The organism is Nocardioides mangrovicus (assembly GCF_003674065.1).
GTDB classification, from domain to species: domain Bacteria; phylum Actinomycetota; class Actinomycetes; order Propionibacteriales; family Nocardioidaceae; genus Marmoricola; species Marmoricola mangrovicus.
Map to the genome: position 1 here is coordinate 620,957 of NZ_RDBE01000006.1, position 25,331 is coordinate 646,287.

21 protein-coding genes are annotated in these 25,331 nt (G+C 72.6%); 3 read left to right on the top strand and 18 right to left on the bottom strand.

Annotated elements, in window-relative coordinates; genetic code table 11:
• Nucleotides 1-69: 69 nt before the first annotated feature.
• The 11 genes from D9V37_RS08970 to D9V37_RS09020 form a co-directional block, all read right to left on the bottom strand.
• Nucleotides 70-1,356, bottom strand: a complete 1,287-nt coding sequence (locus D9V37_RS08970) for a thymidine phosphorylase (RefSeq protein WP_121805754.1) — start codon at nt 1,354-1,356, stop codon at nt 70-72.
• On the bottom strand, nt 1,357-1,737 hold the full coding sequence (locus D9V37_RS08975) for a cytidine deaminase (protein WP_198412446.1): 381 nt from the start codon (nt 1,735-1,737) through the stop codon (nt 1,357-1,359). It abuts the gene before it with no gap.
• On the bottom strand, nt 1,727-2,992 hold the full coding sequence (locus D9V37_RS08980; RefSeq protein WP_121805756.1) for an ABC transporter permease: 1,266 nt from the start codon (nt 2,990-2,992) through the stop codon (nt 1,727-1,729). The genes D9V37_RS08975 and D9V37_RS08980 overlap by 11 nt, the downstream gene beginning before the upstream one ends.
• Nucleotides 2,992-4,233, bottom strand: a complete 1,242-nt coding sequence (locus D9V37_RS08985; protein WP_121805757.1) for an ABC transporter permease — start codon at nt 4,231-4,233, stop codon at nt 2,992-2,994. The genes D9V37_RS08980 and D9V37_RS08985 overlap by 1 nt, the downstream gene beginning before the upstream one ends.
• Complete coding sequence (locus D9V37_RS08990; protein WP_121805758.1) at nt 4,230-5,750, bottom strand: ABC transporter ATP-binding protein; 1,521 nt, start codon at nt 5,748-5,750, stop codon at nt 4,230-4,232. Before D9V37_RS08990 ends, D9V37_RS08985 begins: the two co-directional genes overlap by 4 nt.
• Before the next feature lie 84 nt (nt 5,751-5,834).
• On the bottom strand, nt 5,835-6,923 hold the full coding sequence (locus D9V37_RS08995) for a BMP family lipoprotein (protein WP_121805759.1): 1,089 nt from the start codon (nt 6,921-6,923) through the stop codon (nt 5,835-5,837).
• A 140-nt stretch (nt 6,924-7,063) separates the two neighbouring features.
• A complete protein-coding gene (locus tag D9V37_RS09000; RefSeq protein WP_121805760.1) occupies nt 7,064-8,254 on the bottom strand; it encodes an amidohydrolase in 1,191 nt (396 codons plus the stop codon).
• Between the two features lie 10 nt (nt 8,255-8,264).
• Nucleotides 8,265-8,834 carry a hypothetical protein gene (locus D9V37_RS09005; RefSeq protein ID WP_147455902.1) on the bottom strand — a complete coding sequence of 190 codons (570 nt, stop codon included), beginning with the start codon at nt 8,832-8,834 and terminating at the stop codon, nt 8,265-8,267.
• A 23-nt stretch (nt 8,835-8,857) separates the two neighbouring features.
• On the bottom strand, nt 8,858-9,850 hold the full coding sequence (gene meaB / locus D9V37_RS09010; RefSeq protein WP_121805762.1) for a methylmalonyl Co-A mutase-associated GTPase MeaB: 993 nt from the start codon (nt 9,848-9,850) through the stop codon (nt 8,858-8,860).
• Nucleotides 9,850-12,051, bottom strand: coding sequence for a methylmalonyl-CoA mutase (scpA, locus tag D9V37_RS09015; protein ID WP_121805763.1), 2,202 nt, complete (start codon nt 12,049-12,051; stop codon nt 9,850-9,852). The genes meaB and scpA overlap by 1 nt, the downstream gene beginning before the upstream one ends.
• Nucleotides 12,048-13,622, bottom strand: a complete 1,575-nt coding sequence (locus tag D9V37_RS09020) for a methylmalonyl-CoA mutase family protein (RefSeq protein ID WP_121805764.1) — start codon at nt 13,620-13,622, stop codon at nt 12,048-12,050. The genes scpA and D9V37_RS09020 overlap by 4 nt, the downstream gene beginning before the upstream one ends.
• 100 nt (nt 13,623-13,722) lie before the next feature.
• Between D9V37_RS09020 and D9V37_RS09025 the strand changes: the two genes are divergently transcribed.
• Complete coding sequence (locus D9V37_RS09025) at nt 13,723-14,775, top strand: glycosyltransferase (protein ID WP_147455903.1); 1,053 nt, start codon at nt 13,723-13,725, stop codon at nt 14,773-14,775.
• Nucleotides 14,776-14,799: 24 nt separating this feature from the next.
• Nucleotides 14,800-15,951, top strand: a complete 1,152-nt coding sequence (locus tag D9V37_RS09030; protein WP_121805766.1) for a PP2C family protein-serine/threonine phosphatase — start codon at nt 14,800-14,802, stop codon at nt 15,949-15,951.
• A gap of 49 nt (nt 15,952-16,000) precedes the next feature.
• Here the strand turns inward: D9V37_RS09030 and D9V37_RS09035 are convergent, their stop codons facing one another.
• Nucleotides 16,001-18,541 carry a CHAT domain-containing protein gene (locus tag D9V37_RS09035; protein ID WP_121805767.1) on the bottom strand — a complete coding sequence of 847 codons (2,541 nt, stop codon included), beginning with the start codon at nt 18,539-18,541 and terminating at the stop codon, nt 16,001-16,003.
• 57 nt (nt 18,542-18,598) lie between these two features.
• Here D9V37_RS09035 and D9V37_RS09040 point away from each other — a divergent pair, with 57 nt between their 5' ends.
• Nucleotides 18,599-19,816: a S8 family peptidase gene (locus tag D9V37_RS09040; RefSeq protein ID WP_147455904.1), complete on the top strand. Its 1,218-nt coding sequence runs from the start codon at nt 18,599-18,601 to the stop codon at nt 19,814-19,816.
• A gap of 4 nt (nt 19,817-19,820) precedes the next feature.
• Here the strand turns inward: D9V37_RS09040 and D9V37_RS09045 are convergent, their stop codons facing one another.
• From D9V37_RS09045 to D9V37_RS09070, 6 genes are all read right to left on the bottom strand, one after another.
• Complete coding sequence (locus D9V37_RS09045; RefSeq protein ID WP_121805769.1) at nt 19,821-20,255, bottom strand: hypothetical protein; 435 nt, start codon at nt 20,253-20,255, stop codon at nt 19,821-19,823.
• A complete protein-coding gene (locus tag D9V37_RS09050; RefSeq protein ID WP_121805770.1) occupies nt 20,252-20,824 on the bottom strand; it encodes an RNA polymerase sigma factor in 573 nt (190 codons plus the stop codon). The genes D9V37_RS09045 and D9V37_RS09050 overlap by 4 nt, the downstream gene beginning before the upstream one ends.
• Nucleotides 20,825-20,876: 52 nt before the next feature.
• Nucleotides 20,877-21,962, bottom strand: coding sequence for a DUF6895 family protein (locus D9V37_RS09055; protein ID WP_147455905.1), 1,086 nt, complete (start codon nt 21,960-21,962; stop codon nt 20,877-20,879).
• A 194-nt stretch (nt 21,963-22,156) separates the two neighbouring features.
• Nucleotides 22,157-22,774: a GNAT family N-acetyltransferase gene (locus tag D9V37_RS09060; RefSeq protein WP_121805772.1), complete on the bottom strand. Its 618-nt coding sequence runs from the start codon at nt 22,772-22,774 to the stop codon at nt 22,157-22,159.
• Complete coding sequence (locus tag D9V37_RS09065; protein WP_121805773.1) at nt 22,714-23,490, bottom strand: succinate dehydrogenase/fumarate reductase iron-sulfur subunit; 777 nt, start codon at nt 23,488-23,490, stop codon at nt 22,714-22,716. Before D9V37_RS09065 ends, D9V37_RS09060 begins: the two co-directional genes overlap by 61 nt.
• On the bottom strand, nt 23,487-25,331 hold the full coding sequence (locus D9V37_RS09070) for a fumarate reductase/succinate dehydrogenase flavoprotein subunit (RefSeq protein WP_232524826.1): 1,845 nt from the start codon (nt 25,329-25,331) through the stop codon (nt 23,487-23,489). The genes D9V37_RS09065 and D9V37_RS09070 overlap by 4 nt, the downstream gene beginning before the upstream one ends.

The window sequence follows — 25,331 nt, forward strand, 5'->3', positions numbered from 1 at the left end:
CGAGGTCTGCTCGGGACGTCATACGAGGTGGTCGCTGGAGCAGCCGCTTCGTATGACGTACGACCGACCTCAGCCGATCCGGTCGATCACCAGGTCCTGCTTGACGACCTCGGCGCCCTCGGCGCCGACCTCCCAGCCACCCTCCAGCGCTTCGAGCGCACGCTCGAAGCGGGCCGGCTCGTCGGTGTGGAGGGTGAGCAGCGGCTCGCCCTCGGTGACGGCGTCCCCGGGGCGGGCGTGCCACTCGACGCCGGCGCCGGCCTGCACGGGGTCCTCCTTGCGGGCCCGGCCGGCGCCGAGGCGCCAGGCGGCGGTGCCGACGGCGAGGGCGTCGAGACGGGTCAGGACGCCGGAGGCGGGGGCGCTGACGACGTAGGTCTCGCGGGCGCTCGGCAGCGGTGCATCGGGGTCGCCGTGCTGGGCGCGGATCATCGCGTTCCAGGCGTCCATCGCCCGGCCCGAGGCCAGCACGTCGGCGGGGTCGACGTCGTCGCGGCCGGCGCCGGCGAGCATCTCGCGGGCCAGCGCGAGGGTGAGCTCGACGACGTCGGCCGGGCCGCCGCCGGCGAGCACCTCGACGGACTCGCGGACCTCGAGGGCGTTGCCGGCGGTGAGGCCGAGCGGGGTGCCCATGTCGGTGAGCAGGGCGACGGTGTGCACGCCGGCGTCCTGGCCGAGGGCGACCATGGTGGAGGCGAGCTCGCTGGCGGAGGCGACGTCCTTCATGAAGGCACCGGAGCCGACCTTGACGTCGAGCACCAGCACACCGGTGCCCTCGGCGATCTTCTTCGACATGATCGAGGAGGCGATGAGCGGGATGGCCTCGACGGTGCCGGTGACGTCGCGCAGCGCGTAGAGCTTCTTGTCGGCCGGCGCCAGCCCGGACCCGGCCGCGCAGATCACGGCGCCGACGTCCTCGAGCTGGGCGAGCATCTCCTCGTTCGACAGCGCCGCCTGCCAGCCGGCGACGGACTCCAGCTTGTCCAGCGTGCCGCCGGTGTGGCCGAGCCCACGTCCCGAGAGCTGCGGCACCGCGACGCCGCAGGCGGCGACCAGCGGTGCGAGCGGGAGCGTGATCTTGTCGCCCACACCGCCGGTGGAGTGCTTGTCGGCGGTGGGTCGCGAGAGCGAGGAGAAGTCCAGGCGCTCTCCGGAGGCGATCATCGCGCTCGTCCAGCGGGCGATCTCCTCGCGCGTCATGCCGTTGAGCAGGACGGCCATGGCCAGCGCCGACATCTGCTCGTCGGCGACGTCGCCGCGGGTGTAGGCGTCGATCACCCAGTCGATCTGGCTGTCGCTGAGCGCGTGACGATCGCGCTTGGCGGCGATCACCTCGACCGCGTCGTGCTGTGCCACTTACTCGAACCCCCAGGACTTGGGGAGGACCTGCGCCATCGTCAGGACCCCCTCGTCGGTCATCAGCTCGGTCGCCGGGCTGCCGTGCTCCCACAGCAGCTGCCGGCAGCGCCCGCACGGCATGATCGGCTCGCCGCTCGCGTTCACGCAGTACACGTGGGTCAGCTTTCCGCCGCCGCCCAGGTGCAGGTTGGACACCATCGCGCACTCCGCGCACAGGGTGAGCCCGTAGGAGGCGTTCTCCACGTTGCAGCCGACGACGACGCGGCCGTCGTCGGTCAGCCCGGCGACACCGACGGAGTAGTCGGAGTACGGCGCGTAGGCGTGGCCCATCGCCTCGACGGCCGCTTCGCGCAACCGCTCCCAGGTCTCACCGGGCAACGTACGGCTCCCCGTCGGCGGCCGGGGCGCGCACCCGGCCGACCAGGCCGGCCACGGCCAAGATGGTGGCGACGTAGGGCAGCATGGCCAGGAAGTTCGACGGGATGCCCGGCACCGTGAACGAGAGCAGCGTCTGCAGTGCCGAGGCGAAGCCGAACAGCAGCGACGCGGCGACCGCGCCGCGCGGGCTCCAGCGGCCGAAGATCAGCGCGGCCAGGGCGATGAAGCCGTTGCCGGAGGTGATGTTCTTGCCGAACGCGCCCACCGAGCCGACCGTGAAGTAGGCGCCGCCGATGCCGGCGATCGCGCCGCCGATGATGACGTTGCGGTAGCGCATCGCCAGCACCTTGATACCCACGGTGTCGGCGGCCTTGGGGTGCTCGCCGATCGCGCGGGTGCGCAGCCCCCAGCGGGTGCGGAAGAGCGCGACGTCGACGGCCACGATGATCACGTAGGTCAGGTAGACCACGATGTTGGCCTGGAACAGCAGCGGCCCGATGAACGGGATGTCGCCGAGCACCGGGAGGTCGATCGGCTTGAACACCTTGGGGGTGTTGAGCGCCTGGGTGTTCTGCTGCATGAAGGCGTCGTAGAAGAAGCCGGTGAGCCCCAGCGCGAAGACGTTGAGCACGACGCCGAGGACGACCTGGTTGACCAGGTACTTGATGGCGAAGACGGCCAGGATGGCGCCGATCAGCGCGCCGAAGACCGCGGCGCCGACCAGGCCGAACCAGCTGCCGGCCACCGAGCCGATGAGCGCGGCGCCGAACGCACCGGCCAGCATCTGGCCCTCGATGGCGACGTTGATGACGCCCGACCGCTCGCACAGCACGCCCGCCATCGCGCCCAGCATGAGCGGCACGGCCAGGCCGATGGAGTTCTGCAACAGGCCGGTCAGGTCGACGCGGGCGCCGTCGCCGTGGGCCGAGACCCAGGTCAAGAACGCGACGACGAAGAGAAGGAGCGAGCCGCCCAGCACCAGGCCCACCTGCTGGCGCCGGAAGCCGCGCGCGAGCTGGTAGCCGGCGAGCGCCAGGATCACGACGCCGACGACCACACCGGTGGCCAGGCCGGGCAGCACCAGCTTGTTCAGGTGCGCCTTGGCCGAGCCGTCCAGCTTCAGGCCGAGGAACCACAGGCTGACGACCCCGAGCAGCACCAGGAACGCACCGACCCCGATCCGGGTGCGGAGGGGCTGGGCGTCGACGACCTGGTGCTCGACGACGACCTCGGTGGCCTGCTCCGTGGTGGCCATCACCCGTTCCATCCCTTCGCGAGCGCCTGGCCGACGCCGGCACCGCTGGCCTTGATGCGGAAGATCGCGCGGACCACCGCCGGCGCGGCGATGAACAGCACGATGAGCGACTGGATCACCTGCACCAGGTCGATCGGGGTGCCGGTGACCGACTGCAGCTGGACGCCGCCGGCGTGCAGCGCGCCGAAGAGAAGCCCGGCCCAGACGATGCCGCCGGGCTTGGCGCGTCCCAGCAGCGCGACGGTGATGGCGTCGAAGCCGATGCCGGCGTCGATGTCCTGGGTGATCTGGGTGTTGGTGCCCACCGCCTGGCAGGCGCCGGCCAGGCCGGCCAGCGCGCCGGCGACGACCATGACGACGATGATGCTGCGCCCGACGTCCATCCCGGCGGTACGCGAGGCGAACTGGTTGGCGCCCACCGCCTTGAGCCGGAAGCCGAGCACGCTGCGCTCGAGCAGCCACCACACGGCCCAGGCGGCGAGGAGCGCCAGGATCAGGCCGGCGTGCACGCGCATCGTCGAGCCCAGCAGCGGTGGCAGCTGAGCGCTCTTGTCGACCGGGCGCGAGATGGCCTGGCCGAAGGGCGGCGCCTGGAACCACTTCACCGAGAGCAGGTAGGCCAGGAGGGCCGTGGCGACGTAGTTGAGCATGATCGTGGTGATCACCTCGTGCGCGCCGGTGCGGGCCTTGAGCCACCCAACCAGCCCGCCCCACAGCGCGCCGCCCAGGGCCGCGGCCAGCACCGCCACGAGCAGGTGGAGCACCGGCGGCAGGTCCCAGGCGAAGCCGACGTAGCCGCCGAAGATCGCCCCCAGGACGATCTGGCCCTGCCCGCCGATGTTGAACAGCCCGGCGCGGAAGGCCAGCCCCACCGAGAGCCCGCCCAGGATCAGCGGCGTGGCGTTGGTCAGCGTCTCCGAGAGCGGGCCGAGGTAGCCGACCAGCGTGCCGTTGGCCGCCGTCCGTGGGTTGAAGATCGCGCCCTGGAAGAGCGCCACGTAGCCGTGCCAGGCGGCCTCGGCGCCGTAGGTGAAGGTGTCGAAGGGCCACTGGAAGAAATAACCGGCGGCCGAGCGGGTGCGCTGGTCGGCCAGGGCGATCAGGACCCCGCCGATGACCAGCGCGACCACGACGGCCAGCGCCGTCACCAGCAGGTCGCTGGAGCGGGTGGGCCGCTTCAGCCGCGGGCCGGCGGCGGGTGTGGGGTCCGCGGTGGTCGGGTCGGTCTGCGTGGCGCTCATGCCGGCTTCGCCTCCAGGACCGAGGCGTCGCCGGCCATCAGCAGGCCGATGGTCTCGGCGTCGGTGCCGCCGGGCACCTCGCCGATGATCCGGCCGCGGTACATCACGCCGATGCGGTCGGCCAGGCCCAGCACCTCGTCGAGCTCGGTGGAGACCAGCACGACGGCGGCACCGGCGTCGCGCGCGGCGACGATGCGCTGGTGCACGAACTCCATCGAGCCGACGTCGAGGCCGCGCGTGGGCTGGGCCACGATGAGCAGCCGCAGCTCGCGCGACATCTCCCGGGCCAAGACGACCTTCTGCTGGTTGCCGCCCGAGAGCGTCGAGGCCGCGGCGTCCACCCCGGAGGTGCGCACGTCGTACTCGCTGACCCGCTCCTCGGCGAAGCCGTGGATGTAGTCCAGGTCCAGGCTCCAGCCCTTGCGGTAGGGCTTGTCGTCGTAGAGGTCGAGCACCAGGTTCTCGGCCACGGTGAAGCTGGAGATCAGCCCGTCGTGCAGCCGGTCCTCGGGCACGTAGCCCACGCCGGAGTCGAGGATGGCGTCGACGCCGGCCTTGGTGATGTCGGCGCCGTCGAGGTGCACGCTGCCCGACTCGACCGGGGTCAGCCCGACCAGCGCCTCGGTCAGCTCGGTCTGCCCGTTGCCCTGCACACCGGCCAGCGCATAGATCTCACCGGCGCGCACCTTCAGCGAGACGTCGTCGACCAGCACCTGGCCGGCCGCGTCGACGACGCGCAGCGTGTCGGTGCGCAGCCGCTCGTCGCCCGGCTTCGCGGTGGCCTTGTCGACCTCCAGCTTCACCGGGCGGCCGACCATGAGCGAGGCCAGCTCGGCGGCGGTGGAGGTGGGGCTCGCCTCACCGACCACCTTGCCGCGCCGGATGACGGTGATCCGGTCGGCGACGGCGCGCACCTCGCGCAGCTTGTGGGTGATGAAGACGATCGAGGTGCCGGCCTCCTTCAGCGAGCGCATCACCTCGATGAGCTCGTCGGTCTCCTGCGGGGTGAGCACGGCCGTCGGCTCGTCGAGGATGAGCACCTGCGCGTCGCGGACCAGCGCCTTGAGGATCTCCACCCGCTGCTGCACGCCGACCGGGAGGTCCTGCACGAGCGCGTCGACCGGCACCTGCAGGCCGTAGCGCCGCGAGACCTCCTCGACCTCCTTGCGCGCGCGGCGGCGGTCCAGGAAGCCCAGCGGTCTGGTGCGCTCGTGGCCGAGCTCGATGTTCTCGGCGACGGTGAAGACCGGGATCAGCATGAAGTGCTGGTGCACCATGCCGATGCCGGCGCGCATCGCATCGCCGGGGCCGGCGAAGGTGACCGGCACGTCGTCGATGAGGATCTCGCCCTCGTCGGGCTGGTAGAGCCCGTAGAGGGTGTTCATCAGCGTGCTCTTGCCGGCCCCGTTCTCGCCCAGCAGGGCGTGGATCTCACCCGGCTCGACGACCAGGTCGATCGAGTCGTTGGCCGTGAGCGCGCCGAAGCGCTTGGTGATCCCGCGCAGCTCGAGCTTCACCCGATCTCCTCCCTGATCGCCTGGTCGCCACAGTAGAAGAGCCGGGAGGCACCCTGCTGGGTGCCTCCCGGCCCGCGGGCTTCGTCAGCTGGTGGGCTGGCTCTGCGAGGTGATCGTGATGCTGCCGTCCTCGATGCCGGAGGCCACCTGCTTGATCTCGCTTTGCAGGTCGCTCGGGATCTTCGACTCCCAGTCGTGGTACGGCGCCAGGCCGGTGCCGCCGTTCTTGAGCGTGCCGACGTAGTTGCCGCTGGGGAAGGAGCCCTTGGCGGCCGCCTCGGCGTACTCCTGGGTGGACTTGGTCAGGCCCTTGGTGACGCTGGAGAGGAAGTACTTGCAGTACTGCGACGCGCTCTCGCAGCCGTCGGTGTCGACCCAGATCAGCATCAGCTTGCCGCCCGAGGCCTCGGCCGCGGCACCCGAGCCCAGACCGGTGCCACCGGCCACCGGGAAGACGACGTCGGCGCCCTGCTGCTCGAAGGCCTGGGTGATGGCCTTGCCCTTGTTCTGGTCGGTGAAGGACTGGGCGAACGTGCCGGCCTTGGGCTTGGTCTCGTCCCAGCCGAGGACCTTGACCGACTTGTTCTTCTGCTTGTTGTAGTACTGCACGCCCTCCCAGAAGCCGTCCATGTAGATGGTCACCGGCGGGATGTTGAGACCGCCGTAGGTGGCCACCGTGCCCGTCTTGCTCATGCCGGCGGCGAGGTAGCCACCGAGGAAGCCGCCCTGCGCGGTGTTGTACTGCAGGCCGTAGACGTTGGAGCCCGAGGACGAGGAGTCGATCTCGGCGTAGTGCTGCTTCGGGTTGGCCTTGGCCACCTTCTTGACCGCGTCGCTCATCAGACCGCCGACGGCGATGACGGTGTCGCAACCCTTGTTGGTCTCGGTGGTCAGGTTCGGGGTGTAGTCGTTCTGGGAGTTCGACGACACGTAGGAGGACTTGATGCTCGAGTTCGCCTTGGAGGCCGCCTGCAGGCCGGCCCAGGAGGCCTGGTTGAACGAGTGGTCGTCGACACCGCCGGTGTCGAGGACCATGCACGCGCTGATGCTCTTGGAGCTGCTGCTGCCGCTCCCACCGCTGTCGCCGCTGGACGCGGGCTTGCCGCAGCCGGCCGCGGTGGCGGCCAGCGTGAGGACCCCGAGGCCCGCCATGATCTTGGTAGACAGACGCACGATTCTGCTCTCTCCTCAGCAGTTGCCGACGCCTCGGTGAGCGTCGGGAGTGGCCCGCACTCTAGACCGAGCAGATGTCGCCGAGCATCACAACAACTGCCGGAGCGGGCAGTTGTTACCTGTCAGTGATCGACCAGACCTCAGCTGGTCTGGACCGACCCGCTCGAGACGGCGAGCGCCGTGCGTGCGAGCAGCCGGGCGGCGACCCCCGTCGCCCGCTCGTCGACCGCCAGGTTGCCCTGGTGCAGGTCGTACGTCGCACCGCCCGGGGTCCGCGTCCCCAGACGGGCCATGGCGCCCGGCACCTGCTCGAGGTACCAGGCGAAGTCCTCGCCGCCGAGGCTCTGCCGGGTGGACTTCACCTGGTCGGCCCCGAGCAGGTCGGCGGCCACCCGATTCAGCAGCGCGGTCTCGGCGGGCGCGTTGACCACCGGCGGCACCCCGCGGACGTAGTCGACCTCCGCGGTGACCCCGTACGGGAGCAGCAGCTGGGCCACCAGCTCGCGGATCAGCTCCTCGGCCTCGGCCCAGGCCACCGCGTCGAGCATGCGCACCGTGCCGGCGGCGCGGCCGACCGACGGGATCACGTTCATCGCCGCACCGGCCTGCACCACGCCCCACACCACGCTGGCGCCGGCGCGCGGGTCGAACCGTCGTGAGAGCGCGGCCGGCAGCTCGGTGACCAGCTTGCCCAGGGCGAAGGTGAGGTCCTGGGTCAGGTGCGGGCGCGAGGTGTGGCCGCCGTGTCCCCCGAGCCGGACGCTCAGCGAGTCCGCCGCCCCGGTGATCGGCCCCTCGCGCAGCCCGATCGACCCGACGTCGACACCGGGGTCGCAGTGCACGCAGAAGATCGCGACGACGTCGTCGAGCACGCCGTCGGCCACCGCCGAGCGGGCGCCGCCGGGCATGACCTCCTCGGCGGGCTGGAAGACCAGCCGCACGCGGTGCTCGAGCCGGTCGCCGAGCGAGGCCAGCGCCAGCCCGGCGCCGAGCAGGGCGGTCGTGTGGACGTCGTGACCGCAGGCGTGGGCGACGTCGGCGACGGTGGAGGCCCAGGGCAGCCCGGTGCGGTCGGGCACGGGCAGGGCGTCGAGGTCCGCGCGCAGCACGACCGTCGGCCCGTCCTCGGGGCCGACCTCCGCGACCAGCCCGGTGGTGGCGGCCAGCGGGCGGCTGCGGACGCCGGCGTCGGCCAGCCGTTTGGCCACCAGCTCGGTGGTGCGCTCCTCGTGCCAGGACAGCTCGGGGTGGGCGTGCAGGTCGCGACGGATGTCGACCAGCTCGGGGTCGAGGCGGTCGAGCGCCTCGGAGATCACCACGTCCGGTTCCACTGACCGAAGGTTACTGGGCGGCTCGGATCGCGTTGAACCGGAACACGAAGTCCGGGGAGGTGACGCCGGTCTTGGCGAACAGGTTGGTGGAGTTGATGCAGGTGCCGTCGCCGGGCCGGACGAAGGAGCCGGAGAAGCGCACCTGGTCGCCGTCGTGGAGGTCGGCCACCTTCTCGAAGGGCGTGGAGCCGGGACGCAGCTTCGCCCGGTCGGCGGTGTGGAGCATGACGCCGTCGTCGAGCGCGACGGTGACCTCGCCCTGCTGGGCGTCGGTCGAGACGCCGTGCAGGGTGCCCAGCCAGTCGTGCACCCGGCGGGAGGGTCCCAGCAGCGCGCAGATGGTGCGGTCGCGGTGCCGACGGGCCGAGACCAGGGTGACCGCGTTGCCGTCGGCCACCCGGTCCTGCGCGGCGCCGACGGCCACGGTGAACAGCCACTGCGGCAGCGGCGGCCCTGCCGGCTCGCTGGCGTCGGAGCGGCGGACGACGCCGACCAGCGCGAGGACGAGCACGACGCCGACCACGGGAACCCAGACGCCGGGGCCCACCCGGCGTCGGATCCAGGACGGCACCCAACTCACCGGGCCAGTGTGGGGCGTGACGCTCAGCCCTCGTCGTAGGCGCGCAGGATCCGGTCGGCCGCGAGCGGCGCGGGCAGCTCGCCGGAGAGCACCTGCGCGCGAACCTCGTCGCGCACGCCGCGGACGCCCGCAGAACGTCGCAGCCGCTGCTGCAGCTCGTCGCGCACCAGGGCCCAGGTGAACTCCAGCTGCTGCTCGGCGCGCTTGCCGGCCAGGCCCTGGGCGCCCAGCGACTCGCGGTGGGCGAGCACCTTCGCCCACACCTCGTCGATGCCGGTGCCCTCCAGGGCCGAGCAGGTGAGCACCGGCGGGGTCCAGTCCTCGCTGCGCGCGACCAGCCGCAGCGCGCTGGACAGGTCGCGCGCCGCCTCGCGGGCCTCGCCGGCCCGGTCGTCCCCACCCTGGGCGTCGGCCTTGTTCACGGCGATGACGTCGGCGATCTCGAGGATCCCCTTCTTGATGCCCTGCAGCTGGTCGCCGGTGCGGGCCAGGGTAAGGAAGCAGAAGGTGTCGACCATGCCGGCCACCGTCACCTCCGACTGCCCGACGCCGACGGTCTCCACCAGCACCACGTCGTAGCCGGCGGCCTCGAGCACGATCATCGCCTGGGTGGTCGCGCGGGCCACGCCGCCGAGCGTGCCCGCCGAGGGCGAGGGCCGGATGTAGGCCAGCGGGTCGGCGGCGAGCGCGCCCATCCGGGTCTTGTCGCCGAGCACCGAGCCGCCGGTGCGCACCGAGGAGGGGTCGACGGCGAGCACGCCGACCCGCTGCTCGCGGCCGGTGAGCAGCGTGCCGAGCGCTTCGATGAAGGTGGACTTGCCGACGCCCGGCACACCGGAGATGCCGACCCGGACGCACGGGCTGTCGTTGCCGGGCGCCAGCTGGCCGACCAGCTCGCGCGCGGCTTCGCGATGGTCCGCGCGGCCGCTCTCGACCAGCGTGATCGCCCGCGAGACGCTGGCCCGCTCCCCCGCCCGGACGCCGTCGACGAGGGCGTCGACGTCCACGAGGGGCACTAGTGGCCCAGCTGCTTCGACAGCTCGGCGAGCAGGTCCAGCGCCGCGTCGGCGATGACGGTGCCCGGGCCGAAGACCGCGGTGGCGCCCATCTCCTGGAGCTTGGCGACGTCGTCGGGCGGGATCACGCCGCCGACGACGACCATGATGTCGTCGCGGCCGAGGTCGGCCAGCGCCTGCTTGAGGGCAGGCACGAGCGTGAGGTGACCGGCGGCCAGGGAGTTGACGCCCACGACGTGCACGTCGGCGTCGACGGCCTGCTGGGCGACCTCCTCCGGCGTGGAGAACAGCGGGCCGACGTCGACGTCGAAGCCGAGGTCGGCGAAGGCGGTGACGACCACCTTCTGCCCGCGGTCGTGACCGTCCTGGCCCATCTTGGCCACCAGGATGCGAGGGCGGCGGCCCTCGTCCTCCTCGAACCGCTCGGTGGCGGCGAGCGCTGCGGCGACGGACTCGCTGCCACCCGAGGCGTCCTTGTACACCCCCGAGATCGTACGGATCTGCGCGCGGTGGCGGCCCCAGACCTTCTCCATGGCCTCGCTGATCTCGCCGACGGTGGCCATCGCGCGGGCGGCGTCGATGGAGAGGGCGAGCAGGTTTCCAGATGACGCTGCGCCGTCGCCGGCGTCCGCGGCCTTCGTCAGCGCGTCGAGGGTGCGCTCCACCTCGCCGGCGTCGCGCTCCTCGCGCAGTCGCTCCAGCTTGGCCAGCTGCTGGCGCAGCACGTCGGCGTTGTCGATCGCGCGGACCTCGATCGGATCCTCCTCGTCGACCCTGAAGGTGTTGACACCGATGAGCTTCTGCTGCCCCGAGTCCAACCGGGCCTGGGTACGGGCGGCGGCCTCCTCGATGCGCATCTTGGGGATGCCGGCCTCGATGGCCTTGGCCATGCCGCCGGCCCGCTCGGCCTCGGTGATGTGCTCCCAGGCGCGCTCGGCGAGGTCGTGGGTCAGGCGCTCGACGTAGTAGGAGCCCGCCCAGGGATCGATGGTGCCGGTGGTGCCGGACTCCTGGGCCAGCAGCAGCTGGGTGTTACGGGCGATGCGCGCGGAGAAGTCGGTGGGCAGCGCGATGGCCTCGTCGAGGGCGTTGGTGTGCAGCGACTGGGTGTGGCCCTGGGTGGCGGCCATCGCCTCGATGCAGGTGCGGGCGACGTTGTTGAAGGCGTCCTGCGCGGTCAGCGACCAACCGCTGGTCTGGCAGTGCGTGCGCAGCGAGAGCGACTTGGGGTTCTGCGGGTCGAACTGGCGCATCAGGCGGGCCCAGATGGCGCGGGCCGCGCGCATCTTGGCCACCTCCATGAAGAAGTTCATCCCGATGGCCCAGAAGAAGGAGAGCCGTGGTGCGAACCGGTCGACGTCGAGCCCCGCCGCGATGCCCGCGCGGACGTACTCGACGCCGTCGGCCAGCGTGTAGGCCAGCTCCAGGTCGGCCGTGGCCCCGGCCTCCTGGATGTGGTAGCCGGAGATGGAGATCGAGTTGAAGCGCGGCATCTCCTCGGCGGTGTAGCGGAAGATGTCGGAGATGATCCGCATGCTGGGCTGCGGCGGGTAGATGTAGGTGTTGCGGACCATGAACTCCTTGAGGATGTCGTTCTGGATGGTCCCCGTGAGCTGGGCCGGCTTCACCCCCTGCTCCTCCGCGGCGACGACGTAGAGCGCGAGCACCGGCAGCACGGCGCCGTTCATCGTCATCGAGACCGACATCTCCTCCAGCGGGATGCCGTCGAAGAGCTGCCGGGCGTCGTAGATCGAGTCGATCGCGACGCCGGCCATGCCGACGTCGCCCTTCACGCGCTCGTGGTCGGAGTCGTAGCCACGGTGGGTGGCCAGGTCGAAGGCGACCGAGAGCCCCTTCTGGCCGGCCGCGAGGTTGCGGCGGTAGAAGGCGTTGGACTCCTCGGCGGTGGAGAAGCCGGCGTACTGCCGGATGGTCCACGGCTGGGTGGTGTACATCGTCGGGTACGGCCCGCGCAGGAACGGCGAGAGCCCGGGATAGGTGTCGAGCGCGTCGAGACCCGCGAGGTCGCTCGCGTCGTAGCGGGGCTCGACGGTGATGCCCTCAGGGCTCTCCCAGCCGTCGCCGGCCTGCCCCGCCGGTCGAGAAGTGCCCCCCGGACCCGACCCTGCCGGTTGAGGAGGGCCCCCCGGACCCGTCTCGAAACCAAGGGGCTGCTCACCGAACCGCTCCGGAACGCTCACGACAGCTTCTCCCGCACGGTGGTGAGGAACGCGACCGCATCGGTGCCGACGCGGGCGGCGTCGTCGACGCCGAGACTCTGTCCGTTCGGGAGGCCGGGCTTGCCGGCCACCACGACCCACTGCGCGCCGGCCTCGCGCAGAGCGCCGACGAGCTCGGCGCCCCAGGCGGCGTAGGTCGGGTCCGCTCCGGCGAGCATGACGACCGCTTGGCCGTCGTAGGCGGCGAGGACGTCCTCGACACCGTCGGTCGGCCCGGCCGACACCACGGTGAGCCCACCCGCGGCGAGCAGGTTCGTCGCGAACCCGGCGCGCGCGGTGTGGCTGGCGAGCGGACCCATGGTGGCCAAGAAGACGGGCTGCTCGACGGGCCGGTCGCGCAACGCCTCAAAGGCGGCGCCGTAGCCGGCCGGCTCGCCGGACAGCGCGCCCTCGTCGGCCGACGGGAACTCGCTGAGCCCGGTGATCGGCTGGCTGCGGCGCGCCACGCGTCCGGCCCGCTCGGCGGCGGTCGCGGCGACGCGGGCGTCGAAAGCGTCGGTGCCGTCCTGCTCGATCCGCGCGAGCTCGGCCCATGCCGCCTCGGCCAGGTCGTGGGTGAGGCGCTCGACCAGGAACGAGCCGCCGGCGGCGTCGGCCACCACGGCCAGGTGCGACTCCTCGATCAGCAGGTGCGAGACGTTGCGCGCCATCCGCCGGCCCAGCGTCGAGTTCTCGAAGGGCAGCACGGTGACGGAGTCGGCGCCGCCGACACCCGCGGCGAAGCCGGCGACGGTGGTGCGCAGCAGGTTGACGTGGCGGTCGTAGCGGCTGGTCATCATCGTGCTGGTGACCGCGTGCTGGCGTTGCGCGACATCGGCGATCGAGGACAGCTCGAGCATCCGAGCCCACAGCACGCGGGCGGCGCGCAGCTTGGCGATGGTGGCGAACTGGTCGTCGGTGGCGGCGTAGCGGAACTCCAGCAGCGCCGGGTCGCCGACCCGTCGCAGGTAGGCGGCCCCGAGCCAGCAGCCCCAGGCCAGCTCCTGCGCATCGGAGGCGCCGTCGCGGTGCGCGGCACTGGCATCGGCGACGAAGCCCAGCACGCCCGCGCCGCGGGCACGGTCGGCCTGCGCCTCATCGGCCTCCTCGGCCGGGTGGCCGAGGTTGGTGTGCGGGTGGAGCTCGCCCATGGCCAGGAGCTCGGTCGCTGCGGAAGGGTCGGCGAGCACCACCGGGGCGATGTCGAGCAGCACGTCGGCGAGGACGGTCTCGGGCGGACCCTGGAGCCACAGCGAGGTGGCGCCGCCGGTCAGCTCGGCCTGCGCCTGCTGGCCGTCGCCGGCTCGGGCACGGATGTCCCAGGCACCGGCTCGGGTCGGCCGCACGGGCTGCGGCAGGTCCGCCACCAGGGCGGAGGTGCCGAGCGGGGTGACGTCGATGCCATCGAGGGTGGTGCGGGCCAGCGTCGACCAGACGTCGTGGTCGGGAGCGTCGTCGGCCAGCCGGTGCGCCTTGCGGAGCACCCCGGCCGCGGCGGCCTCCCAGGCCTCGACGCCGTGGGACGCAGCGTCGTCGTCCAGCGCGAGGGACATGCCAGCGACCCTAGGGTGGTGCCGTGGCATCGGCCACACGCTGTGAACTATCCAACCCGCGTTCACCTGCTGGTCGGACCCGTCGGACACGGTGGGCTTCGTGCGAGCAGCCGTCGTGACCGGGGCGTTCCCTCCCTCCCAACGCGCGGTGGCCACGAGCGTCAAGCACGTCGTGGACGCCGGGTGGCGCTGCGGCCACGAGCTGCTCGTCGTCGCCCCCGGCACCCCGCTCGGCCCCGCCAGCTACCGCGGGGTCCGGGTGGCCCGGCCGCGGGCCGCCGACAGCACCGCGATCGCCCGCGAGCTGCGGGCCTTCGAGCCCGACGTGGTCCACGTCGCCGACCCGCGGCTGCTCGGTGCCGCCACGATGCGCGCGGCGCGGGCCGTCGGCGTGCCCGTGGTCGCCAGCCAGCACAGCATCGGCAGCGACCGCTGGGGCGAGTGGTGGAGCACCATCGCCGACTCCGGTGCCGACCTCACGCTGGCCACCTGCCGGGCTGCTCGCGACGCGCTCACCGGCGCCGGTGTGGCGGCGTCGCTGTGGGCCCCCGGCGTCGACGCCGACGTGTTCACCCCGACGATGCGCGTGCCCGAGCTGGCGCAGCGCTTCTCCCGAGGCGGCGACCTGGTGGTCTGTCACGTCGGCGACGTCGCCTCGCCCCACGTGCTGCGCCGACTGGCCGACGTCGCCTCCCTGCCCGGCGTCCGGCTGGTGGTGGCGCGCTCGGGCGCCGCGGCCGACCGGTACCGCTCGGCGCTGCCGCAGGCCAAGGTGCTCGGCGACATGTCCGGCGTCGAGCTGGCCCACGTCGTGGCCTCCTGCGACGTCCTGGTGCAGCCGCGCAAGAAGGAGCTGGACTGCCACGCCGTCCGACGTGCCCTGGCCGCCGGCGTGCCGGTGGTGGGGATGACCGCGGGCGGGGTGGGCGACGTCGTCGCCCACGAGGCCAACGGACTGCTCACCGACCCTCGCGAGCGGCACGGTCTGCGGGAGTCGGTGCGCCGGCTGCGCGAGGACCGGGACCTCGTGGCACGACTGGCCTCGCGGGCGCGAGACAGCGTCGCGGACCGCTCGTGGCAGGTGGCCGTGACCGAGCTCGCCGAGACCCACTGGAACGCCCTGCGACCCGCCGCGATCCGCCACTCGGGATAGGTCGCGGGACGTACCCTGGCGGGCGTGCGGACCAGCCTGAGGCACTTCGTCGCCGACCCCGTCGGCAGCTGGCGCAGCGGCAGCCGCGACAGCCAGGCCTACACGCTGTGCCTGCTGCTGGGCGGGGTGGTGGGCTCGTTCATCGTCTCGATGACGAGCTACGACCTGATGCCGCTGACCGCCTACTTCGTGTGGCTGCTGCTGGGCATGGTGCTGCTGCGGTTCCGGCCGCTGCTGGCGCTGGTCGCCGTGACGGCCGTGGCCGGCCTGACCGCCGCCCTCTCGCACCCGCCGATCATCGCGGCGCGGGTGAGCGCGCTGGTGGTGATGGCGATGTGCATGGCGGTGATCCTGTTCCAGTCCAGCCGACAGCGCAGCGGACTCCCGTCGGCCATCAGCGAGGGCATGCTGGCCGACCTGCGCGACCGGCTGCAGCGCCAGGGCGCGGTGCCGACGCTGCCGACCGGCTGGCAGTCGCAGTCGGCCATGATCGCCGCGCACGGCGTCGGCTACGGCGGCGACTTCCTGGTGGCACGGCGCTCGGACAGCAGGACCCGGCTGGAGATGATCCTGGTCGACGTGTGCGGCAAGGGCGTGGGCGCCGCCACCACCGCGCTGCAGTTCGCCGGAGCGCTCGACGGCCTGCTCGGCGCGCTGCCGCCGCAGCAGCTGATGCGCGCGGCCAACGACTTCTTGCTGCGACAGGACTCCGACGAGGCCTTCGCGACCGCCGTGCACGTTGCCGTGGACCTGGAGACCGGCGCCTACGAGATCATCAGCGCCGGCCACCCACCGGTGCTGGTGTGGTCCGACCCGGACGAGGTGTGGAACCTCGACGCCACGCGCGGCACCGCGCTCGGCATCGTCGCGGAGCCGCTCCTGGAGTCGACCACCGGCACCTTGCGCCCCGGCGAGGCGCTGCTCTTCTACACCGACGGCGTGGTCGAGTCCCGCGACGCCGACCTCGACGACGGCATCGCCTGGCTCCAGACCACCGCCCGCGACGCCATCAGCCGCGGCTTCGACGGCGCCCCCCGCCGCATCATCCGCAAGGTCGCCGCCGGCGACGACGACCGGGCGGTGCTGATGTTGTGGCGCGAGGGGGTCGGGGTGGCGGTGCCGGTGGCGCCCGGTTTCACCGGCCGGCCGGCGAAACCGGGCGACATAGCGGACTGATCGCCCGCGAAACCACCGGTTTCGCGCGCCCGTCGTCCGTTTCGTCCGGCTAGACGCCCAGCGCGACGAAGGCCGCGGCTGTCGCCTGACTCACCGCGTCGCCGGCACCGGCCCGCCGCGCGTGGTGCATCGCCTCGGCCAGGCCCGAGCCCGCGGCCAGGGCGGCGTGCAGGTCGAGCATCAGCTGCACGGTGGCCTCGTCGTTCACCTCGGCGACGCTGGCCACCACACCGGCCGTGCCGAGCGAGAGCAGGGCGGCGGTGAGGCCGAGCAGCTCGTCGGCGCCCACCGGGGCCATGACGCCGGAGTCGCAGGCCGAGAGCACCAGCCGGTGCGGCGGGCGGCGCAGGAGCTCGAGGTCGTGCACGGTGAGCGGGCCGTCGTCGAGGCGGAGCGAGGAGAACATCGGGCTGTCGGGGCGGAAGTCGCCGTGCGCGGCCACGTGCGCGAGTCGCGAGCCGTCCAGGGCCGCGAGGGTCGCCTCGACCGTGGCGGTGCCGTCGCGCAGCACCGTGGTGGCGCCGGGAGCCAGGACGTCCACCTCCGCGCCGCCCGTGCCCAGGCCGGGACCCGCCACCAGCACCGTCCGCTCACCCGAGGGCCGGCGGGCGGCACGGGCGCGCAGCCACATCGTCGCGCTTGGCACCACGGACACCGGGCGGTCGGCCAGCCCCGGCAGCAGCGTCCACGGCACGGCGTGCAGCCTGCTGGGCGGTGCGACCACCACCGGCCCGTCGCCCAGCCGGACGCCGGCCAGCAGCGTCTGCTGCAGCCGCTCGGCCGCGGCGGCGATCGTCGCCGGCCTACCCCGCGCTGCTTGGCGAAGTGCGAACCGCGCCTGGGCCACCGCCTGCGCCGCGGCCTCCACCGGACCTCCGACGCTGTGCCGCACTCGGCCGCCGCAAACGGTCAGGGCGTGCAGGACGCCGTCGACCTCGACCAGCTCGACGAAGGTCCTCTCTCCCACCGCGTCGACGAAGGCGTCGACGTCGAAGCGCACCGACTGCCGCCGCGTCCCGGCCAGCAGGTGCCGCTGGTGACGCACCGCCTGCTCCCAGGCCTGCCGGGCCCGGGCCACCGCCTGCGGGTCGCCCTCCCCCTGGGCCTCCTCGAGCCGACGCGCCTGGCTGCGCAGCGCGGCCAGACGCGAGGCGTCGCGGCCGGACGGGCGCACCGGCGGTTCGGCCAGCGCGGTGGCCCGCCAGCGCTCGGTCCAGGTCAGCAGCCGGCGCGCACCACCGCGACGGACGGCCTCCCGCAGCGCCAGATCGGCCAGGTCGGTGCCGTGCCGGGTGGCGAGCGCCCGCAGCTCCGAGCTGCCGAGCGTCTGGCGGTGCTCGTCGAGCGCGTCGAGCCCGCGCCCGCAGGCCGAGAGGATCCCACGCGAGTCGCCCGCCAGCTCGCGGTCGAGCGCCTGCCCGAGCCAGCCGGTCGCGCGCACCAGCGGCGCCGGCCGACGCCGGTAGCGCGCCGCCGCCGTGAGGAGCCGGTGGGCTTCGTCGGGGTGTCGCTTCGTGGCGAGCCGGCCGGCCAGCAGGAGTGCCAGCGGGGCGTCGTCCGCCTTCAGGTCGACCAGGCGATCGGCCAGCTCGGCGGCCTGGCCGATGAGCCGATCGCCGCCGTCACCGCGGATCTGTCGTGCCTGCAGCACGACCAGATCCGCGCGAGCCTGCCACCAGGAGCGCCGCTGCTGCCTGAACAGCCTGCTCGCGACGCGAGCGCGCCGCAACGCCAACCCGGGGTCACCATCGACGAGCGCCACGGAGGCCGAGATGAAGTGGAGCTCCGCCTGCCTCGTCGGCAGCGCAGCGGCCTGCAGCGCCTCGTCGACGACCTGTCCGGCCTCGGCGGCCAGACCGGCCGCGAGCAGGGCCTGGCAGCGGTGGTAGGCCAGCTCGGGTTCGACGTGGGAGAGCTCGCTGTATCCGCGTGCCGCCCGGTCGTAGAGAGTCAGCGTGCCGGGGATGTCGCCGCGGTTGTAGGCCACGAGCCCCCGGTTGTGCACCAGCATCACCGCCTCGAGGTCCTGCCCGACCCGACGGAACAACGACTCCGCGTCCGTCAGGTCGGCGTCCGCACGTCCCAGTGACCCTCGCGCCACATGCACCAACGCACGGTTGGTGAGGGTCCGCGCCTCCCACAGCACGTCGTGGTGGGCGCGGCAGCCGGCCAGCGCGCGGCTCAGGTCCTTCAACGCCTCGGCATGGCGCCCCAGCGCGGACAGTACGTACGCCCGACGCATGACGATGCGCGCGAGCACGATCCCGTTCGCCATGTCCACCGCGGAATCCAGCTCCCGCAGGCCCGCCCGGGTACGACCGCCCACGACGAGGGTGGCGCCCAGGGTGGCCCGGACGTCGGCGACCCGGTCGGGCTGGTTCGCCGCACTCGCCGAACTGAGTGCCGCACGCAGCTCCGGCACGGCCTCGGACCACCGCCCGGCGTCACGCAGGACGATGCCGGCCGCTTGGTACGCATACGAGCGCACGGCCGGATCGGTCGAGGAGGCGGTCAGCCGTCGTGCTCGTCGCAGCGCGTCCACGGGGCGCGACAACGCCAGCGCCAAGAGCGCATCCGGCTGGGTCGACACATCGATACGCTACCGACGTCGCGCGGGGGCCGATCACTTCGTGAAGGGGACGTACGGATGGCAGCACGTGAAGGGCGTGGGAAGCGGGGCCAGACGGCCGAGCGCGAGCGCGCACGCACTCAGGTGGGGATCATTCGCCGCGCCTTCGGCGACGAGGTCGAGGCACATCGTGGCGACAGCGAGGACGACGCGGACTTCGAGTACCTCTACCGCACCGCGCACATCTTGGTGCGCGACGCCGACGTGGCACGGGTCCGCGAGGTGATCGAGGGCGCCGAGGTGTCCGACAGCCTGGTCAACGGCGTCACCCGGCTCTCACTCCCGGACGATCTCGATGTGGCAGCAGCGCTCGACCGGCTCGATGTCGCGCTCGGCGTGGGAGCGGCCACACCCGATCACGTGCTCTGGGTCGTACCGGGAGGCTGCTGCCCCGCCACCGAGCCCGAGGAGACGAAGGCCGCCGACGCCTGGCCCGAGCCGAACCACCGCGAGCTGGACGGCAAGGGCGTGCTGGTCTCGGTCGTCGACACCGGCTGGCACACGCCGTCGGCCACCGACCCGAGGTCGCCGTGGCTCGCGGGCGTCAGGGGCGATGAGGAGACGATCGACCCGAACGCCATCCATCCCTACGCCGGGCACGGCACGTTCATCGCCGGCGTGGTGCGCTGCGAGGCGCCGGCCAGCGACATCTACGTCGAGGGCTACCTGACCCACGGCGGCGCGATCTTCGAGTCCGAGATGATCAAGCAGCTGGTCGAGGCACTGGCCAAGGGCCCCGACGTCATCAGCTTCTCCGGCGGCACCGTCACCCGCGGCAACCGCCCGTCGCTGGCGTTCGAGGTGTTCTACGAGAACTTCCTGAGCAAGCTCAAGGGCACGGTGCTGGTCGCCGCCGCCGGCAACGACGACACCCGCGAGCCGTTCTGGCCCGCCGCGTTCCCGTGGTCGGTCTCGGTCGGCGCGATCGACCGGCACGGCAACAAGGCGGAGTTCTCCAACTACGGCAGCTGGGTGGATGTCTACGCCCTCGGCGTCGACGTCGTGAACGCCTTCCCCCACGGCACCTACACGTGCACCGAACCGCCGCACGTCGGCGAGGTGCGCCATTTCGACGGGCTGTGCCGGTGGAGCGGTACGTCGTTCTCGACGCCGGTCGTCGCGGGCAAGATCGCCGCGCGCATGAGTCGCACCGGGCTCAGCGCCCGGGCCGCGGCCGACGAGCTGCTGGTGGAGGCGCGCAACAACGCGATCGTGGGCGTCGGCGCGATCCTGTAGCCGCCTAGAAGCTGACCCAGCTGGTACTGAGCCGGTCCTCGCCGACCTCGACGACGAACCGCACCGCGCCGGTGAGCGTGAACGGAAGCGAGAAGAACCCGGAGTCGTCGACCTCGATCACGAACGGCTCGGCGTCGCGGCCGACGGCCGTGAGCCGGCACCGGCCGGTGGGGATGACCTGCCCGGTGAGCACGCCGTCGTCGAGCTCGACCTCCAGGCCGAGGTCGCGGGCCTGGAAGCCGAAGGCTCGTACCGTCTCTGCGCCGCGCACCCGCAGCTCGCCGGTGGCGGCCGAGTCGTGCACCAGGTCCATCAGCTCCTCGTCGATCGTGCGCCAGGTGAAGGCGGCACGGGCGGCCTCGCGGGCGCGGTCGGTGACGAGCGCCCCGTCGGCCACGGCCTCGCGCAGCTCGGCGATCAGGGCGTCGTCGTCACTCATCGGGTCTCCTCGGTCGTCTCGGCGAGCGCGACGAGCGCTGCCGCGTTGCGCAGCTGCTCCAGGGCACGGGCGCGAGTCGGCCCGATGGTGCCGATCGGGATGCCGAGCAGCGCACTGACCTCGGCGTACGCGCGGGGTGGGTCCTCGATCAGCAGCAGGAGCAGCCGGCGCCGGTCCTCGGGCAGCTGGTCCAGCGCCTCGCGCAGCGCCCGGCCCCGCTCGGCGCGCAGCAGCTCGGCGTCGACGTCGGGACCGTCGGCGACGACCTCGGGACCGCTGGACAGGTCGACCGGGACGGCCCGCCGGTCGCTGTGCCGCACCCGGACCGACTCGCGCCGTGCGGTGGTGGCGAGCCAGCCGGGCAGGGCCGCCGGCTCACGCACGCCGTCGAGGTGCTCGACCAGCCGCAACCACACGGTCTGGTTGACGTCGTCGGCCTCGGCACCGCGGAGGCCGACGCGGGCGATGGTGCCGCAGACCAGCGGCAAGAAGCGCTCGACCAGTGCGTCCCACGCGCTCTCGTCGCCGGCGCGCGCCGCCAGCACCAGCTCTCGGAGACCTCGCTCCATGCCTGCCCTCCCGGTGGACCGGGGCAAGTCCACACCGCGGACGGCGCCGGGATCAACCAACCAGAGCATGCACCACTGCCCGACCGTCGCCACGACGCACGACCGCGGCCGTGTGGGAGGCCGCGGGGGCGTCCAGCAGCCCGTGGCGCAGCGCCACCTTGACCGCGGTGCGCATGGCGGCGACGTCGTGCGCCTGGTGGGCGCGACGGACCACGATCGTGAGCACCAGCGGGGCCAGCGCGCTGCGCTGGCGCAGCGGCAGGGCCCGGTACGCCGTCGCCCAGCGGGGGCCGTGAACCGGTGCCGGTAGCGCCAGCACCCGCTCGCCGTCGCGACGGACCGCCCGGCGCAGCCTCGCGGTGGCCAGGAGCGCGTTGAGCACGCCGGTGGAAAAGGCCGCCGCGTGGGCCGGGCCTCCCGTGGCTGGCGGGGCCTGGGCGTCGACGAGGCCGAGCGCGAAGTCGGCGGGCGCACTCCACGGCAGGTCCAGCAACGGCCAGAGCCACAGCACCTCGGCGACCAGCGCGAGGTCGTCGGCGTCGAGGGCCAGCGCGAGCGCCGCCTCGGCCTGTGCGACGCGGATCGTGTGGGAGGTCGCGCGGTGCCCGACGTCCGTGGCCATCAGCGCCGCCCTCGTCAGGGCGTAGAGGTCCTCGGTGGTCGTGGCGAGGGCGTCAACCGGGCGTCCCAGGGGGCTGCGGGCGAGCACCTCCTGGTCGTCGAGACCGGAGTGGTCACCGGTCCACACCGCGTGGACCCAGGCCTGCGCGAGCTCGAGGCCGCCCGCGACGTGCATGGGCCCGGCGACGGCCTCGTGCAGCCAGCCCAGCGCCACGGTGCGCGACGTCGTGCCGTCCCCCAGCGACGGCACGACGTCGGCACCGAGCGCCGCCCCCGCGACCTCGACCAGCCGAGCCCGGGCGCCCCCGACGCCCGGGTCGGCGGCCCATCCCCCGGTGGCGCGCAGCAGGAGTGCGGCCTCCCCCGTCACCGGACCCACCCCAGGCGGCGGGACGATCCCCCGCGATGGCCGTCCCACCACCTGGGTCACCGCATCGGCGAGCTCGCCGAGCGCACGGACGACCTGCTGCTTCCGCCCCGTCTGCAGCGCTGCCGTCCTGACCCTCGTCTCCGCCACCGCTGCGCCCTCCCTGACCGGTCGACCGTCACCTGCTGTGGGTGACACTGGAGAGGAGTACGGGGTGGTGGCGGTGATACGTCCGGGGCGATTTTTCTTGGCGGGGGTTTTGCCGGGCACCCGGCAAAACCCCCCCGAATTCGGCTCCAGAACCGGTCGCCGACACGAGTTTCGGTAGCACAGCGCCCGTTTGGTCAGGTTCGGACCGCGACCCCGTGCAGGCACACGTCGTGACGTCGAACGCCGCCGACGGCGTGCTCGTCGCGCAACGGCAGGAACCCGCGCCGCACTCCCTCGCGCTCCAGGCCGGCGGCCAGCGCCGTCCGGCAGGAGGCGAGGTTCTCGACGCTGTGGTCCAGCTGCACCCGTGCCTGGGCGGGGCCGGGCGGGTCGGTGGTCAGCCAGGCCACCATCAGGCCGATCGCGGCCGTGGCCACGCCGCGGTGCCGGGAGTCGGGGTGCACCGAGTAGCCGATGTCGGCGATTCGCAGCGGCGGCGGCACGTCGTGACGCCAGGCGATGTCGCCGAGCAGCCGGTCGTTCTCGTCGACGATCGCGAGCGTGCCCGGCGCCAGCTCGGCGTACGCCGCCTGGGAGGCGACGACCTGCTCGAGGAGGTCGTCGGGCGAGGCCGGTGGCCTCACGAACGCCGGTGCGCCGAAGGCGATCTGGGCCGGGTCGGTGCGCACCTCGAACCAGCGCTGCCGATCGGCGTCGCACAGCGGACGGAGAGTTCGCGCGAGACCTCTGCTCACACCTCGGTGCGCCCGTCGTTGTCCTTGTTGCGGATCCCGATCTTGTTGCCCAGCCACACCAGCGGGTCGTACTTGCGGTCCACCACGCGCTCCTTCATCGGGATGATCGCGTTGTCGGTGATGTGGATGCCCTCCGGGCACACCTCGGTGCAGCACTTGGTGATGTTGCACAGCCCGATGCCGGCCATGCCCTGCACCAGCACCCGCCGGTCGTGGGTGTCGAGCGGGTGCATGTCGAGCTCGGCGTAGCGCAGGAAGAACCGGGGACCGGCGAACTTCTCCTTGTTGTCCTCGTGGTCGCGGATGACGTGGCAGGTGTCCTGGCACAAGAAGCACTCGATGCACTTGCGGAACTCCTGGCCGCGCTCGATGTCGACCTGTGCCATCCGTCGCTTGCCGTCGGCGTCGGGCGGGCCGGGCTCGAAGGCCGGGAGCTGCTTGGCCTTCTCGTAGTTGTAGGAGACGTCGGTGACCAGGTCGCGGATCACCGGGAACGTCCGCATCGGCGTCACCGTGATCGTCTCGGTCTCGTCGAAGTCCGAGAGCCGCGTCATGCACATCAACCGCGGCCGGCCGTTCACCTCCGCCGAGCACGAGCCGCACTTGCCCGCCTTGCAGTTCCACCGCACCGCCAGGTCGCCGACCTGCGTGGCCTGCAGCCGGTGGATGGCGTCGAGCACCACCTCGCCGGTCTCGACGGGCACGGTGTAGTCGCCGAGGTCGCCGCCGTCGGCGTCGCCGCGCCACACCCGCATCTTCAGGTCGTAGCTCATGCGAAGTACTCCTTGAGCTCGTCGGGCATGACCGGGAGCGGCTGTTCCTTGAGGTTCACGCCGGTGCCGGTGGCGTCGAGGCTGAGCACCAGGTTCTTGGCGCCCCAGGTGGGGTCGGGGCCGGGGAAGTCGTCGCGGGTGTGTCCACCGCGCGACTCCTGCCGCGCCAGCGCCGCCTTCGCGATGCACTCGGAGACCAGCAGCATGTTGGCCAGGTCGAGCGCCAGGTGCCAGCCGGGGTTGTACTGCCGGTGCCCCTCCACGATCAGGTGGCGGGCGCGCTCCTGGTAGGCCTCGATCTCCACCAGCGACTCCTCGAGCTCGGCCGCGGTGCGGATGATGCCGACGAGGTCGTTCATCGTCTGCTGCAGCTCGGACTGGATGGTGTAAGGGTTCTCCGAGGCCTTCTCGCCGCCCGAGAAGGGCGCGAGCGCCCGCTCCTGCGCGACGGCGACGTCGGCCTCGGCCACCGTGGGCCGCGAGCGCGCCGTGCCCTCGGCGTACGCCGCCGCGGCCTCACCGGCTCGGCGACCGAAGACCAGCAGGTCCGAGAGCGAGTTGCCGCCCAGCCGGTTGGAGCCGTGCATGCCGCCGGAGCACTCCCCCACCGCGTAGAGCCCGGTGACGCCGGACTGCTCGGTGTCGGGGTCGACCTCCACCCCGCCCATCACGTAGTGGCAGGTGGGGCCGATCTCCATCGGCTCGGCGGTGATGTCGACGTCGGCCAGCTCCTTGAACTGGTGGTACATCGAGGGCAGCCGTCGCTTGATGAACTCCGGCGAGCGTCGCGAGGCGATGTCGAGGAAGATGCCGCCGTGCGGTGATCCCCGGCCGGCCTTGATCTCGGAGTTGATGGCGCGGGCCACCTCGTCGCGCGGCAGCAGCTCGGGCGGGCGCCGGTTGTTGATCTTGTCGTCGTACCAGCGGTCGGCCTCCTCCACCGAGTCGGCGGTCTCGGCCTTGAAGAACTCCGGGATGTAGTCGAACATGAACCGCTTGCCGTCGGCGTTCTTCAAGATGCCGCCGTCGCCGCGCACCGACTCGGTCACCAGCAGCCCCTTGACCGAGGGCGGCCACACCATGCCGGTGGGGTGGAACTGCACGAACTCCATGTTCAGCAGCGACGCGCCCGCGCGCAGCGCCAGCGCGTGCCCGTCGCCGGTGTACTCCCAGGAGTTCGAGGTGACCTTGAACGACTTGCCGATGCCGCCGGTGGCCAGCACGATCGAGGGCGCCCGGAACACCACGAAGCGGCCCGACTCGCGCCAGTAGGCGAAGGCCCCGGCGACCCGGTCCTCGGCGGCCCCGGTGTCCTTGAGCAGGTCGGTGACCGTGCACTCCATGAACACGTCGATGCCCAGCGCCACGGTGCGCTGCTGCAGGGTGCGGATCATCTCCAGCCCGGTGCGGTCGCCGACGTGGGCCAGCCGGGCGTACTTGTGGCCGCCGAAGTCGCGCTGGGAGATCAGCCCGTCCTCGGTGCGGTCGAACAGCGCGCCCCAGGTCTCCAGCTCCAGCACCCGGTCGGGGGCCTCCTGGGCGTGCAGCTGCGCCATGCGCCAGTGGTTGAGCATCTTCCCGCCGCGCATCGTGTCGCGGAAGTGGACCTCCCAGTTGTCCTCCTTCCACCGGTTGCCCATGGCCGCGGCGATGCCGCCCTCGGCCATGACGGTGTGGGCCTTGCCCAGCAGCGACTTGCAGACCACGGCCACCCGGGCGCCCGCCTCGTGGGCGGCGATGGCCGCGCGCAGCCCCGAGCCGCCGGCTCCGATGACGACGACGTCGTAGTCGTGGCTCTCCAGGCCGCCGGCGGCGTCGCCGGACATCTCGTTGCCGGTCAT

Coding starts and splice junctions, on each gene's coding strand:
- D9V37_RS08980 (WP_121805756.1), bottom strand. CDS start 2,992: ATGGCCACCACGGAGCAGGCCACCGAGGTCGTCGTCGAGCACCAGGTC.
- D9V37_RS08985 (WP_121805757.1), bottom strand. CDS start 4,233: ATGAGCGCCACGCAGACCGACCCGACCACCGCGGACCCCACACCCGCC.
- D9V37_RS09020 (WP_121805764.1), bottom strand. CDS start 13,622: ATGTCCCTCGCGCTGGACGACGACGCTGCGTCCCACGGCGTCGAGGCC.
- D9V37_RS09040 (WP_147455904.1), top strand. CDS start 18,599: ATGGCAGCACGTGAAGGGCGTGGGAAGCGGGGCCAGACGGCCGAGCGC.
- D9V37_RS09045 (WP_121805769.1), bottom strand. CDS start 20,255: ATGAGTGACGACGACGCCCTGATCGCCGAGCTGCGCGAGGCCGTGGCC.
- D9V37_RS09050 (WP_121805770.1), bottom strand. CDS start 20,824: ATGGAGCGAGGTCTCCGAGAGCTGGTGCTGGCGGCGCGCGCCGGCGAC.
- D9V37_RS09065 (WP_121805773.1), bottom strand. CDS start 23,490: ATGAGCTACGACCTGAAGATGCGGGTGTGGCGCGGCGACGCCGACGGC.
- D9V37_RS09070 (WP_232524826.1), bottom strand. CDS start 25,331: ATGACCGGCAACGAGATGTCCGGCGACGCCGCCGGCGGCCTGGAGAGC.